The sequence below is a fragment of the Thalassobellus sediminis genome, from assembly GCF_044386045.1.
GTDB classification, from domain to species: domain Bacteria; phylum Bacteroidota; class Bacteroidia; order Flavobacteriales; family Flavobacteriaceae; genus Thalassobellus; species Thalassobellus sediminis.
The window spans coordinates 995,064-1,010,197 of record NZ_JBISCD010000040.1; the positions used below are offsets into that span (position 1 = coordinate 995,064).

Below are 15,134 nucleotides of genomic sequence, written 5' to 3' on the forward strand. Positions count from 1 at the left end.
ATTTAAGCATTAGTTTTCTTTGTTATTTGAGAATAAAGGGACTTCCTTTATTATATAAGTATAAACAGGAAAATGGTCGCTAAAACCATTATCAAAACCGCCATTAGACCAACTTCTGTGAGGATAGCCTTTGTATTTCCCATTATTAGTAATTAAGTAATTTTTGTTATAGATCCCGGCTTTATAATATCTAAAAGACGAATAATCTTTCTCTAGTAATGGTTTGGTAAACATAATTTGATCGAATAAGCTCCATGAATCTCTATAAGCTGTTGTTCCAACACCATCTTTAAAAATCCTTTCAAAAGGATTATAAATGCCTTTTAATCCCACTTTTTTTCTGTCTTTTTTAGCTTTTAAAATATCTTTTACACTTTTATTTGTTGGGTTGTCGTTTAAATCTCCCATAATAAAAACTTTAGCGTATGGGTTTATTACCTGAAGCGAATCGACTAAATGTTTACTAACTTTAGCAGCAGCAACACGTTTTGCTCTGCTTCGTACTTCACCACCACGACGCGAGGGCCAATGGTTAACAATAACATGAATTAGTTCACCATCTAAGTTTCCGCTAACTAATAATTGATCTCTGGTGTAAATTCGTTTTCTAGTTTCACTATCATAAATTCTTAATTCATGTTTACTAGTTGAAATGGGGGTGAACAATTTTTGCTGATATAGTAAAGCTACATCAATACCTCTAGCATCTGGAGAATCAAAATGAACAATGCTATAATTTTTAGCTAATAATAATGAATCGTTCACTAAATCATTTAAAACTTGTCTGTTTTCAATTTCTGAAACCCCAATTATAGCAGGAGCGTTATTCGTTATATCTAATCCAATTTCAGATATAACACGCGCCATATTCTTTACTTTCTTTTTGTAAACCTCACTTCTACCTGTTTTAAGTTCCATCATTGGACTGTACTCATCAAATTTATTTGGGTCGTTTATGGTATCAAATAAGTTTTCTAAATTATAGAATGCTATGGTATGGATTTTGAATCTTTTTTCTTGTGCATTTATGCTAATAATTACACATAAAAAGATAAGGAAAACATATGGTTTAATACAATTCATATTAACAAGATATTACTTTATTTGTAGTCTCTATAATACAAAATTTATTTCAAAAATATTTATTTAATATAAATTTCTTACTTTTGTAGTTGTTTTTAAAACAATTTGTGTTTGAATTTAGTATGAATAAACTTTTGTTCTTTTTGTTTTTTTGGCAGTTTACAACTATTGCTAGTTCACAACAAACCTTAATAAAAGGGAGTGTTATTGATGGCGATTCTTTTCAACCTATCTCAAATGTTACAATTACTATTGAAGCTACTAAACAAATACAATTAACCAATGAACTAGGTACGTTTCAGTTTATTGAAAATTTGCCTTTGGGAGAACAAGTTCTGAAAATTTCTAAGCTAGGATACCTTACAAAACGATATCCAATTATTGTAAATGAAGGTGAAATAGTCAATATTACGGATATGACTTTAGATCTTGACACGTCTTCTAAAGATGTGTTTACTATTACATTATCTGATGATGAATTAGATGGAGACGAAAGTGGTTACGGTAATATTTCTGGTTTACTTTCATCATCTTTAGATGTTTTTCAACGCACTGCAGCCTTCGAGTTTAGCTCCTCTTTTTTCAGGGTTCGAGGTTTAGATTCAGATAATAGTTCTGTTTTAATTAATGGTATTGAAATGAACAAAATATATAACGGTCGCCCGCAATGGAGTAATTGGGGCGGTATGAATGATGTTTTGCGTAATCAAGAATTAACCACGGGGTTAACGCCATCAAACTATAATTTTGGAGGACTTTTAGGAACAAATAATATGAATACAAGAGCTTCTCAAATGAGATCTGGCGGACGTATTACCTATTCATCTTCAAACAGAAGTTATTCAAACAGACTTATTGCAACTTATGCCTCAGGGCTTTTAAAAAGTGGTTGGGCATACACGCTGTCTTTAGGTCGCCGTTGGGGAAATGAAGGTTATCAAGATGCGACACTTTACGATTCTAATTCATTTTTCGCTTCCGCGGAAAAGAAATTCAATGAGAAACACAGTTTAAGTTTTACAGGGATTTATGCACCTAACAGACGCGGGAAATCATCTGCCAATACACAAGAAGTTTACGATTTAAAAGGCATTAAGTATAATGAATATTGGGGCTATCAAAATGGTGAAAAACGAAATTCACGTATTAAAGAAGTCATTGAGCCTATTATGATGCTAAATCATTATTGGAACATCAATTCAAAAGCATCATTAAATACAAACATTGGTTATCAATTTGGGAAATTTGGAAATAGCCGATTGGCTTATGGTGGTGCGAATCTAGTTACTACAAACGATGGGCAAGATACTTTTGAAAGTGGCGGCACAAATCCAAGCCCTAGTTATTACCAAAAACTACCAAGTTATTTTGAACGAAATTTTCCAAACGATTTAGGTTTTGCATACCAAGCGCAACAAGAATTTTTAAATAACGGACAACTTAATTGGCAACAATTATATGAAGCTAATGCAATTAATACATCCTTAGGAAGAAATGCCACATACATGTTGTATGAAGATAGAGTAGATGATAAACAACTATCAATAAATACGGTTTATAAAAATGATATTAATGAGCATCTATTATTTAATGCTGCGTTGAATTATAAAACTTTAAAATCTGAAAATTATGCAGAGGTTTTAGATTTACTAGGAGGTACAGGCTTTTTAAATGTCGATAGTTTTGATGGTATTCAGTACGATTTACAAAAACCCAATGCTATTGCACAAGTAGGCGATACCTATGGTTACAATTACAATATGTTTGCTAGTGTTTTTTCGGGCTATGTACAAGCACAATTTAAATATAATAAAGTTGATTTTTATGCTTCGGCTAATGTTGCAAATACACAATATCAAAGAGAAGGTTTGTTTCAAAATGAATCGTTTGCAAATAATTCTTTAGGTAAAGGAGAAAGTTTATCTTTTTTGGGAATGGGTTTGAAAGCAGGAACAACCTATAAAATATCAGGAAAGCATATTATAGATTTAAATGCAGGATATATTACCAAAGCGCCTTCCATTAGAAATAGTTATTCAAATTCTAGATCTAATCATAACATTGTGCCAAATATTACTGAAGAGAAAATCATGTCTTTTGATGCGAGTTATATTTATCGGTCTGCTATTGTAAAAGCAAAATTAACAGGATTTTATACAATGTTGAAAGACGCTAACGAAATTTCATTTTTCTTCGCCGATGGTATTGGAAATGTTATTGCAGAGTCGGGAACACAACAATCTGGAAATGATGATACTGAGTTTATTCAAGAAATTTTGCAGGGCGTTGATAAAAACCATTTAGGTGCCGAATTAGGTATTGAAGCACAAGTTACAACTACAATTAAATTAAAAGGTGCGGTGGCCTACGGACAATATACTTATGCTAATAATCCCGATTTATATCTGTCTTCAGACAGATTCGAGAATGTGTATTTAGGTAAATCATATTTAAAAGATTATAAGTTAGCGGTGGGACCACATCAAGCGTATTCGGTTGGATTCGAGTATCGTGATCCTGATTATTGGTGGTTTGGTGCTACAGTTAATTTTTTCGATAAAACATATATAGATATTAGTCCGTTAACGCGAACCAATAATTTTTATACCGATGTTGATGGACAACCTTTTATAGATTATGATGAAGTCATTGCTAAAGACCTTTTAAAACAAGAAGCCTTTGATAATTATATGTCTGTAAACTTAACCGGAGGTAAATCGTGGCTCGTTGGTGGCTATTATATTGGCCTTTTTGCAAGTGTAAATAATTTGTTAGATGAAGTTTACAAAACAGGTGGTTTCGAACAAGGTCGGAATGCTAATTATAGACAATTACGAGATGATAAAGCACTTGATAAACCTGTATTTGGATCTAAATATTGGTACGGACGTGGGGCAACCTATTTCCTTAATTTGAATGTGAGATTTTAAAAAGATAAGAGTATGAAACAGGTATATAAACTATTTATTTTTTTAGGTATTTTAATGATAACATCTTGTGTAAATGATGACGATTATAATATTCCATCACCCAGTGATTCAGAAAATATAAGCATTCCAGGTAATAAATTAACCACGTTTAGAGTTATTCATCAACGATATAAGCAAGCTGTAAATAACGGCGATTTAATTGCTCGAATTTATGACGATGAAGATATTTATATTGAAGGCTACGTAGTTTCAAGTGATGCTGCTGGTAACTTTTTTAAAGAATTGATTATTCAAAATAAAATAGATGGCAGCAGTACAGATGCCGATCCAAGATTAGGATTAAAGGTCGATATTAATGTGAGTAGCTTGTCTGATACTTATGAATTTGGAAGAAAAGTATATATCAAATTAGCAGGTTTAACCATTGGTGAAACAAACGGTGTGATAACCATAGGAAAAGGCGATGCCGTTAAAGTAAAACAAATTCAACCAGCCGAATATCGCGATATTGTTATAAGAACGAATGAGGTGGCAACTATAGTTCCGAAAATAGTAAGTCCCGAAAATTTAACGGATGCTGATTTAAACACTTTAATACAACTAGACAATATGCAACTTAATAGGTTTGAATTAGGCGCTTCGTATGCTAGCGAATCTATTGATGAATATGATGGCTTGCGTAATCTAGAAAGTTGCGATTCTGGAGTTTTCATACTTATGCAAACTAGCACGTTTTCAGATTTTAAATCGGTTATTGTGCCGCAAGGGAAAGGATCTATTACTGGTGTTTTTAGTAGAGATTTTGGAGATGATTTTAACGTAATAATTGTAAATAGTGTTACAGATGTAAATCTTGATAGTAGTGAACGGTGCGATCCTATGGAATTAAATTGCGGATTAGCATCAAGTATAGGAAGTAGTAATTTGTTTTATGAAGATTTTGAATCTCAAAAAAACAATAAACCTATAACAATTGATGATTGGACAAATTATATAGAAGCAGGAAGGGAAGCATGGGAAGGATTCTCCTCTACAAGTTCTAATGCGTCTTTAGGAAGATCGGCAAGATTTCAATCGGCTAGTTCTGGTGATGCTAGTAACATAGGTTGGTTAATTACGCCAGCCATTAATTTAGATACTTATAACAGTGTTACTCTTCGTTTTAAAACTTCAAATAGTTTAGCTGATAGTAGTTTTATGGAAGTCTTGTATTCGTTAGATTGGGATGGTACCGAAGAAAATATTATCTCTGCAACTTGGGGTGTGCTTTCTGATGCCTATGTGGTTAAAGATTCCGATTCGTTTGTACCATGGTTTAATTCTGGAACGGTTGATTTATCTTGTGCTATGGGAATTATGTATGTAGCCTTTAAATTTACAGGTAGCGGTCAAGATACTTTTGATGGGGTTTATGAGTTGGATGAAGTGAGTGTTGATTATGTGGAATGATAATAAGCTTTATAAATTTTAATAGTATTTTCGCTTGAAATATTTTAAATGAACACATTCGACATACTATTTTACAATATCTTTTCATATTTCAAACCTAAATACAAGCAAAAAGCTAATACTATTGCTATACTATATGTGTCTGTTGTACAATGCGCATTGTTATTGCTTTTAGGTCTTTTTTTTACAGGTTTTTTTAGTCAAATGCATGTGAGTACCATGTCTCAGGAAAAAGCGTGGATTATATTTGTTTTGGTTTCAGGCTTTGTATGCTTTAAAAACTGGCTAGTATATACTGGTAAACGCCGCATGATGATTAATGCAAAAATGAATAAAAAGAAGTCTAGCACGTATAATATTTGGTTATTATTCTTGCTGCCTATTCTTGTTTTAGGGTTGGCTTATGTACTTTCTATGGCTATTTAAATGACGTTTTTTGTTATGTCGACGCAAGGAGACATCACATAATAAGGGTTATATGCCAGATGCGATGTCTCCTTACGTCGACATGACAAAAACTGCATTATAGGTTTTATAAATTACTTCTTAAAAATAGCATACACAGGAAAATGATCGCTATAACCTCCTTTATATTTTTTACCAACGTAGGTTCTAAAAGGCGTGCCTTTAAATTTTCCGTTAAAAAGTTTTAGAAAATCTTCATCAAAAATATTGGCAGTACTGTATTCAAATAAATTATCAGAGCTTTTAAAAAAATTAGTAGAAATTATTATTTGATCGAATAAGTTCCATTGGCGGTTGTAGTTTGTGGTCCCTCGGTTATAAGAACGTAAAGTTTCCATAGGGTTAAACAAATCAAAACCTTCTACCAAACGTTTAATACTATTGCTTGAAGGGTCATCGTTAAAATCGCCTATTACTACAATTTTAGCGTTTTCATCTTCAAAGCGTATGTTAGAAATAATTTCTCCTGCTTTATCAGAAGAAGCAATGCGTTTAAATTCGGTTTCCTTTTCGCCTTCACGTCTAGACGACCAATGATTAACAAGTACGTGTATTTTTTCGCCATCTAATAAACCTGTAACAAGTAGTATGTCTCTTGTGTAATCAGGCGATCCATCATCATCAGTTAATTCAATAGTAAAAGGTTCAGATGTTAATACATCAAAAGCATTTTTATCGTATAACAGCGCTACGTCAATACCTCGTTCGTCTAACGAATCGTAATGTACATAGCCATAATTACAATCTTCAAGATGTTTTGAGCTTATTAAATCTTCAATAACTTTAGCATTTTCAACTTCAGCTAGTCCAATAAGTGCAGGGTGTTTACCTGTTTCTTTTTTTCCAATATTAGAAATGGCAAAACTTAGTTTTCTAAGTTTATTATCATAACGTTTTGGTGTCCACTTTTTTACAGAAGTAGGCAGGAAGTCGTTGTCATTAGTAAGCTTATCATCGTAAATGTCAAATAAATTTTCAATATTATAAAAAGCAATGGTTTGTAAATCGGGTCTTACCGGAATGTCTTCAAAAGTTTCTGTCATAGATCAAAAATAGGTTTAAAAATATTAAAAATATAATTTTCTTAAATTCTATATTTTAGATTTCCGCTTTAGCGAGAATAACAATTTTAAAGGAAACGTTGATGTTTTATATCTTGGAGTCCTTTTTCAAATAAAACGCTCACAATTATGTAACTTTGCATATTACTTATTTATATGATAGAAGAGAAAGATTTATCTTTAGAACGCGCTGTTTTAATAGGTGTTATAACTAAAGAACAAAATGAAGAAAAGTCTAAAGAATATTTAGATGAGTTGGAGTTTTTAACATTCACTGCGGGTGGGTATGCGATTAAACGCTTTACTCAAAAAATGGACATGCCTAATTCTAAAACGTTTATAGGTACCGGTAAAATGGAAGATGTTCGCGTGTTTATTGAAGAAAATGATATTGGAACCGCTATTTTTGATGATGAATTATCGGCAGCGCAAGAACGAAATATTAGTAAAATTCTTAATGTTAAGGTTTTAGATAGAACCAACTTAATCCTTGATATTTTTGCACAACGTGCGCAAACAAGTTATGCAAGAACCCAAGTAGAATTGGCGCAATGTGAGTATTTGTTACCTAGATTACGTGGTATGTGGACACACCTTGAACGTCAAAAAGGGGGAATTGGAATGCGTGGTCCTGGTGAAACTGAAATTGAGACTGATAGACGTATTGTACGCGATAAAATTGCTTTACTAAAAAAGCGAATAAAAACCATTGATAAACAAATGTCTGTGCAACGTGGTAATCGTGGTAAAATGGTGCGTGTGGCATTAGTTGGGTATACTAACGTTGGGAAGTCTACTTTAATGAATGTAATAAGCAAAAGTGAAGTTTTTGCCGAAAATAAATTGTTTGCAACTTTAGATACTACCGTTAGAAAAGTGGTGATACAAAACTTACCATTTTTATTAACTGACACAGTTGGATTTATAAGAAAGCTACCAACGCAATTGGTAGATAGTTTTAAAAGTACACTTGATGAAGTTAGAGAAGCCGATTTATTATTACACGTAGTTGATATTTCTCATCCTAATTTTGAAGAGCATATTGCGTCTGTTGAGAAAATTTTAGGTGAAATAAAAAGTGGTGATAAACCAACCATTATGGTTTTTAATAAAATTGATGCGTATCAGCAAGAGCATATTGATGAGGATGATTTAGAAACAGAACGTACCGAAAGACATAACTCGTTAGAGGAATGGAAAAGTACGTGGATGAGTAAAGTAGGTAATAATGCCTTGTTTATTTCGGCATTAAATAAGCAAAATTTAGAAGACTTTAAAAAGCGTGTTTACGATGAGGTTCGTGAAATTCATGTTACACGTTTTCCTTATAATAAATTCTTGTATCCTGATTATGATGTAAATGAGATGCAATAAATTTTATCTAAATTTAAGTTCCCAAGAAAGACCAACATCAAAAATCCAGAAATAAGTTCCTGGGTCGAAACTAATTTCTTGATGTACGATGCCTGTGCGTATACCCCAAGCATTTTTATTGTTTTTTGAAGTAAAAAAGTAGCCTAAATTTACTTTTTGAGAATCTAAATTTACAATAGTGTTTTCATTGCCTTCAAATTCAAAAAGATAAATTTCGGGAGAAAAGCCTATGCCTGCTTCTATGCTAAAAAAGTTATCGGCATTACTTCTATATCTTCTAAAGGTAAGTGTTCCCGACATACTAGATCCTGAATCGCCTGGTGTAACATAACTTCTAAAAGACCAATAATTATTGCCTGTATACCAACCTAAAGAACCTGTGTAAATATTTGTAGTTTCACTATATTTTAAAGATCGAAACCCTAATGATGCCTCGAAACTTTTAGGTAATGATTTATATATTTCGGCACCATATCTAATATCTGGAAACAGAAAAGAATTAGATACTCCAAAATTTAAGTAAGCATATATGCCTTCAGCAATCCTTGGGTATGCATCAACTTCAAATTGTACTCCGTTAGAAGCAAATCGACGACTAAAATTTACTTTAGCATGTAAGGATCCATATTTAGTTTGTCTTACATATTTGAAGAAATAATATTGCATCGGATCGAATACATCAGAATATAGCTCTAAAGAATTTCTAATACCCACTATATTGTGTCTGAGAGTGTTGGATAAAGTGGTTTTATAACTTAGTGCTTTTTCGTTTTTGGGGTTGTTTTCTAATAGTTTTTCAATAGTTTGTAATGCTTCTTCAGGTTTGTTTGAAGCTTCTTCGGCACTAGCTTTTAAGTACAGTAATTCTGGGCTTTCAGGAAAATGTTCTAAGCCAGTGTTTGCTAATTTTAATGCGTTAAATGGTGCTTCGCTATACAATTCATTTTTAATTGCTGCTTCCCATGTGTCTAATCTTTTTGGGTCATTCTTTAAAACATAACTAAAGGCTTCTTTTGCTTTTTTATAGTTGCCATCCCAAGAATAAGTGCTTCCTAGAAAAGAACGTATATCGTTGTAGTTTGGGTATTTTGTTAAAATAGATAGTAAGGTGTCTTGCGCTTGTTTTCGATTGTTATTAAATGCTAGCTCTCTTGCTAATTTAAAGGAAGTATCTGGGTTGCCATTATATACTTTTTGTTGTCCGTAAAAACAAAAACTAATAAGCATTAATATTATAGAGATGTGTTTTTTCATAGTAGGAACCTTTTATTTTAAGGTAGATTTAAAAATTTTGTAATCACTATTGCTAGGGTGTTTACTAGTAATACTATCCATTAATTTAATAGCTTTTTCTGTTTTTTGCATTCTAACATAAGCTTTAGCCATTTTAAGACTAAGTTCGGGTTCTGTTATTTTATTTTTTAATGCCTGTTTGTATATTGTTTCCGATTTTTCATCTTGACTAGACCACCAGTATAAATCTAAAAGAGCCATATAACTGTCGTAATAGAAAGGCGATCTTTTAATAACGTTTAATAATTCGGTTTCGGATTTTTCGTAATTACCATCCCATGCATAAGTTCTACCTTTTAGAGTTCTAGCATCTGAATGATTTGGGAGTTCGTTTAAAATATAATCACAAAGTAATCTAGATTCTTTACGTTTTTTGTTAAAAGCTTTTTCTCTAGCTATTTCAAAAGTTTGGTCAAAAGTTAAGTCTTTTGCCATTGTATTAATCATAGCTAATTGTTCTTTTGAAAACTCCATATGAGGTTTTACATATATATTTAATGAATCGGGGAAAATTTTATTTCGTTGTGTAACATAGGCATTCATTTTTTTGAAGGCCATTAAGGAATCTGCTATTTCTTTAGAAAGCGCTTCTTCTTGAACTTTATATGTGCCAAAGTTTTCATTTATTTTATATAATTCACCATCAGAAAAAAGATAGTCTTTGTATATATAATCGTTAATACTCCCTTTATAACGCATTAAAGGTATTTTGTGAATGTTTCTAAATTGTTTGGCGGTATCTAAACCTTCGCTCATCCAAGCAGTTTCTTGAAGGTTGTTAAACTTATAATTTTTCATTAAAAAAGATAGTATACTAGGAGTTACATCCCAATGTGATGAAACCGATTTGAATACTTCTGCTTGCTTTAAAAGTGGGCTATAAATGTATAATGGTACATGAAATCTGCATAATTTATCTTTTTGTGAAATTGGGATAAGCCTGTGATCTCCTGTAATAATAAAAATAGTATTATTGAAATCCTTACGCTTTTCGTAAGTAGTCATAAAACCTTTTATAGAAGCATCTGTGTAATATAAACTTGTATAAATGTTTTTATTATTTAATACGTCTTCTTTTGAAATTTTAAGATTTCTATTGGTATTTAAAATACTATCAACTTTAAGTTCGTAAAGTTCTTTGTTAGGAAAATTAAAAGGCTCGTGGTTAGAAAGCGTCATAATAACATCTAATCTTGGTTTTTCTGTATTATCTATTGATGCTAAAGTTTTTCTGAATATTTCGGAATCTGGGTAGCCCCAAGAAAACCCACCAGAGTTAGCTTGTGTTTTAGTGTATTCAGGACCGTATTTGTTTTCGTCTATAATATTATCAATGTCATTATATTCAAAGAAGTTTATTTTTTTATCAAAACTAGATTGGTCTCCAGAATAAAATGAAGTTGAATATCCGTTAGCTTTTAAAATACTTACTAATGAAATATGAGATGGTGTTTTAGGTAATTCTAAAAAACCTGATTCACCAAATGGTAAAGAGCCCAACAATGATGGCACAACACCAAATGTTCTTCCTGTAGTACTTACAAAATTATTCCAGTATAACGATTTTGAAACTAACCCATCTAAATAAGGTGTAAAGCCACTATAACTTCCGTTATTCATAAATTCGCTTCCCAAACCTTCAACTATTATAACAACAATATTTGGCTTTTCTTCTTTGGTATTAAAAAAAGGAGATAAAACATCTTTAGAATTACTAAAAGGCTTTAGTAAAGGGTAGTCATTTCTATCTGTGGTATAAGCATTTAATTTGTTTTTTTCATTTTGAAATTTATAAATGTCATAGGTTAAAAAAACTATTTTGTTTTGATAATTAACATCAGATATATTTGTTAGTACTAATTTTAAACTTCCAAATAGTAAGAAAACAATAACGCCTGCACCAATTAAGATGCGTTCGTTTGAATATTTTGTTATTAAATAGAATAATAAGAAGAATAGAAGCGGAAAGGCTATATAAGGAATAAAATAAGTAATCGAAAATGATTCTGACGCTGAAACTGTATTAAAAATATCATCAAAGGAATATCCTAAAAGATCTGCTCCTAAGTTTAGTAATGTAGTTAAGCTATACTTTACTAATGAAAATTGAATAATTACAAAAAGAACAAAAAGTACTTTAACTAAAGTAAAAACGTGTTTTTTTAGAAATAAATTACATAAGTATGAAATAGGAAATAGTAATAATCCAATGATTATACCACACCAAAAGTCGTTTATAAACTTAAATATAACTGCTAATAAAAAGTTAGTGTGATTTGATTTAGTCATAATAAGCTCAAATAAGCTCATAAACCAAAATGTACCAATCATTGCCATGGTTAGATTGATATATTTATAAATGTCTTTATTTAGGAAACGATATGGCATGAATATTTTTATTTAAAGTAGTTAAACAGTTGACAATCCTTTTCTTACCATGCTTCCCCATTTCTTTTTCTTATTAAAATAGTAATCGTAATTACCTCGAATAGCTGCATATAATATGAATGGGTGTAATACAAAAGGTTCTAACGCACTTAGTAAAACTAGTTTATATCCAGTACCTCTTTTTTTGTATTGATGAAAAGTTAATTCTTCAGAGTAAATGGCGATAATAGAAAAGCATACTGAAAATAAATATGATAATACTAGAAATGAAAGTGCATATTCCCATTTTACTTCTCGCAAGGCAACCAAAATAATAAAATAGATAAGTCCTACTGTTTCAATAATTGGAGCCATGCGCTCAAAAATTAACCAATATGGGTAGCTTAATAATCCAAATGATCCATATTTTCTATTAAAACCAATTTTTCTATGCTTTTTTAAAGTTTCAATGGTGCCACGTGTCCATCTATTTCGTTGCGATATAAATATTTTATAACTGTCTGGAGCTTCTGTCCAACATAACGGATCTGGGATATATGAAACTCTATATTTTTCATTTCGTTCTTCCATATAGCGTCGCATTCTAACTATAATCTCCATATCTTCACCAACAGTTTGAGTATCGTAACCTCCAACGGCTATGGCAATTTCTTTATCGAATATGCCAAAAGCTCCTGAAATTACTAACAATCCATTTAGTCTGCTCCAAGCCATTCTTCCAAGGAGAAATGCTCGTAAATACTCTAAAATTTGAGATTGAACAAGTAGGTTTTTTGGTAAATTAACATCTATTAATTTTCCGCCTTTTATAATACAAGAATTTGCTATTCTAATAACACCTCCAGCAGCAATAACTTTTGTTCCTGTTTCATCAAGAAAAGGTTTTATCATTTTTTGAAGCGCATCTTCTAGTAATAAACAATCTACATCTATACAGGCTACATATTTTGTTTTACTAATATTCAAGCCCATGTTTAGTGCATCTGCTTTTCCTCCATTTTCTTTATCAACCACCATTAACTTTTCAAAAGCAGGGTTTTTAGATTTAAAAACTCCAGCTCTTAGTGGTTTCGTTTTAATTTTATTATTAATTAAATACTCTATTTTTTCTAAATCATAAGCTTCAATTAGCTTTTCTAAGCTATCATCTTTACTGCCATCATTAACAATAATAACACTGTAATTAACATAGTGATTAGATAATAATGATCTTACGTTTTCTACAACATTAAGGCTTTCGTTATATGCAGGGGCTATAATAGTTATCGAAGGCGATATTGTAGAAGACAGTATGTCTTTATAATTAACAAAGCTGTTTTTTTTAAGATACTCAATGGTTTCTTTTCCTGAAATTACTGATAAAATAATATACGATAATATGGCTGTAAATGCATACCCAAAAAAGATAAAATGCAGTAATTTTAAGATTATTTGAACGCTACTTGTATCCATAATTATAACGAGTCTACTAGTTTTAACATTGAAGAATTTTTTTCGTCAATAGGCATTTTGCTTAAGCCCATATATTTATCAAGATTAATTGATTTTAATATTTTGAGAGCTAAAAGCTGTATTTCAAAGTTTTTATGAAATAAGTATTTCTCTACAAAAGGTTCGTCTGAAGGGACTACTAATTTTTCAAGCATACCAAAGAATGAAATTTGTTCTTCTAAGCTTAATTCATTAAAGTTAGCTTTTAGCATTTCTTTTGCCTCAAGGCCATATAAATGTGTTAAAGTTTCTATAGCCGAAATTCTAATTTTTTTAGTTGTGTGCGATAGTAATTCTATCAAAGTTTCTTGAACTTCAAATTGATTATAGATTTGCGCCAATTTTAAAGAAAATAATACCACGCTATCATTTGATGATTTTAGCCAAGGTTTGATATCGCAAATTTGTTGATCGTCAAAGTTTTGTAAAATTTCAAGTAATTGTATTTGAGCCCATTCAGATAAAGCCGTTGTCATGTTATTTAAAAATGAAAGCCCTTCAAATTTATATAGACTTACAAGGTATAATTGTGTTTCTTTTCGGATCTCTTTTTTTGGGTGCGTTATAAACTTTGAAACATTATTATGTACCTCATTAATTTTAAAGCGTGTTAATTCTCCAATACCTTTTGCTATAATATGCCATTTTTTACTTTCTAAACGTTTTAGTGCATCATTTATAAGTCCTGTTTTATAATAAAATGTTTTTATTGAATCAGACATTTCTCCTGAAACTTCATTCATTAAATCATATAGAACAGTTATGATTATTTTTCGTTTTGATTTGTTGTTTACTGAAACTTTAATGTTTTCAATAATTGATTCTTGTATTGAATTAATATTTCCACTATCATCTCCTGAATACAGATATTCAATTAGTGATGCTTCATATTCTTTTTTAAACTGTAAATCTTCTAACTCTTTTATTCTTAAATATGTTCTTACAGATTTTAAATAGATGGAGAGCAACACAATCAATAATAATAAAAAGCAGCTAGTACTCCAAGCAACTTTTATCAGTGTTGGGCTGTCTTTTAAGTAGTTAATATATGTGTCGTATTCTAGCATAAATTTTATCCTAAAAGTCGTTTTACACGTATCATTAATTCATTGGGACTAAATGGCTTACCCATAAAGTCATTAGCGCCAAGATTAAAAGCTTTAAGAACCATTTCTTCTTGACCAGCCGCTGAAAAAACTATTATTGGAGCGTCCATTTCTAGTTTTATTCTAACGTGACTAATAACCTCTAATCCGCTTATAAAGGGCATCATGATATCGGTTATAATTAAATCAGGTGTATGTTCTTCTATTAATTCTATAGCTTCTTTTCCGTCTTTAGCTATGAATAATTGATATCCTTCTTTTTCTAATCTAAATTTTAGCAGTAAGGAAAGTGTTGTGTTGTCTTCTGCTAAAACAATGGTAGTATTATTTTCATTCATCGGTTAAGTTCATTTAGTGTTCAGGGCAAAACAGTTATATGAAACCAAAGTAGAGAGAAATGAATCTTTAGTAATCGAGCGCAATATAAACGTTAATTCGATTAAATGCAAATAAATCAGTTAAAATACATATTTTTTCTAATTATACTTAATATT

At 31.0% G+C, this 15,134-nt stretch carries 11 protein-coding genes; 4 read left to right on the forward strand and 7 right to left on the reverse strand.

Annotated elements, in window-relative coordinates; translation table 11 throughout:
• Positions 1-9: 9 nt before the first annotated feature.
• Entirely contained in the window at positions 10-1,083 is a 1,074-nt protein-coding gene (locus tag ACH5TW_RS10885; protein WP_439336531.1) for an endonuclease/exonuclease/phosphatase family protein, read from the reverse strand.
• A gap of 122 nt (positions 1,084-1,205) precedes the next feature.
• Between ACH5TW_RS10885 and ACH5TW_RS10890 the strand changes: the two genes are divergently transcribed.
• Genes ACH5TW_RS10890 through ACH5TW_RS10900 form a run of 3 tightly spaced genes read left to right on the forward strand, consistent with a single transcriptional unit; the run spans position 1,206 to position 5,888 of the window.
• Positions 1,206-4,013: a carboxypeptidase-like regulatory domain-containing protein gene (locus ACH5TW_RS10890; RefSeq protein WP_439336532.1), complete on the forward strand. Its 2,808-nt coding sequence runs from the start codon at positions 1,206-1,208 to the stop codon at positions 4,011-4,013.
• A 12-nt stretch (positions 4,014-4,025) separates the two neighbouring features.
• On the forward strand, positions 4,026-5,462 hold the full coding sequence (locus ACH5TW_RS10895) for a DUF5689 domain-containing protein (RefSeq protein ID WP_439336533.1): 1,437 nt from the start codon (positions 4,026-4,028) through the stop codon (positions 5,460-5,462).
• 48 nt (positions 5,463-5,510) lie between these two features.
• Complete coding sequence (locus tag ACH5TW_RS10900; RefSeq protein WP_439336534.1) at positions 5,511-5,888, forward strand: hypothetical protein; 378 nt, start codon at positions 5,511-5,513, stop codon at positions 5,886-5,888.
• Positions 5,889-6,001: 113 nt separating this feature from the next.
• Here the strand turns inward: ACH5TW_RS10900 and ACH5TW_RS10905 are convergent, their stop codons facing one another.
• Positions 6,002-6,970, reverse strand: coding sequence for an endonuclease/exonuclease/phosphatase family protein (locus ACH5TW_RS10905; protein ID WP_439336535.1), 969 nt, complete (start codon positions 6,968-6,970; stop codon positions 6,002-6,004).
• A 174-nt stretch (positions 6,971-7,144) separates the two neighbouring features.
• Here ACH5TW_RS10905 and hflX point away from each other — a divergent pair, with 174 nt between their 5' ends.
• Positions 7,145-8,362, forward strand: a complete 1,218-nt coding sequence (gene hflX / locus ACH5TW_RS10910) for a GTPase HflX (protein WP_439336536.1) — start codon at positions 7,145-7,147, stop codon at positions 8,360-8,362.
• 3 nt (positions 8,363-8,365) lie between these two features.
• Here the strand turns inward: hflX and ACH5TW_RS10915 are convergent, their stop codons facing one another.
• The 5 genes from ACH5TW_RS10915 to ACH5TW_RS10935 are packed head-to-tail and all read right to left on the reverse strand — an operon-like array spanning position 8,366 to position 14,978.
• Positions 8,366-9,616: a YaiO family outer membrane beta-barrel protein gene (locus ACH5TW_RS10915; protein ID WP_439336537.1), complete on the reverse strand. Its 1,251-nt coding sequence runs from the start codon at positions 9,614-9,616 to the stop codon at positions 8,366-8,368.
• Between the two features lie 12 nt (positions 9,617-9,628).
• The gene (locus tag ACH5TW_RS10920) at positions 9,629-12,043 is read right to left on the reverse strand and encodes a sulfatase-like hydrolase/transferase (protein WP_439336538.1); all 2,415 of its coding nucleotides are present in this window, start codon (positions 12,041-12,043) and stop codon (positions 9,629-9,631) included.
• A gap of 21 nt (positions 12,044-12,064) precedes the next feature.
• Entirely contained in the window at positions 12,065-13,495 is a 1,431-nt protein-coding gene (locus tag ACH5TW_RS10925; protein WP_439336539.1) for a glycosyltransferase family 2 protein, read from the reverse strand.
• 2 nt (positions 13,496-13,497) lie between these two features.
• Complete coding sequence (locus tag ACH5TW_RS10930) at positions 13,498-14,601, reverse strand: HEAT repeat domain-containing protein (protein ID WP_439336540.1); 1,104 nt, start codon at positions 14,599-14,601, stop codon at positions 13,498-13,500.
• A gap of 5 nt (positions 14,602-14,606) precedes the next feature.
• Positions 14,607-14,978: a response regulator transcription factor gene (locus tag ACH5TW_RS10935; protein WP_439336541.1), complete on the reverse strand. Its 372-nt coding sequence runs from the start codon at positions 14,976-14,978 to the stop codon at positions 14,607-14,609.
• Between the last annotated feature and the right edge of the window lie 156 nt (positions 14,979-15,134).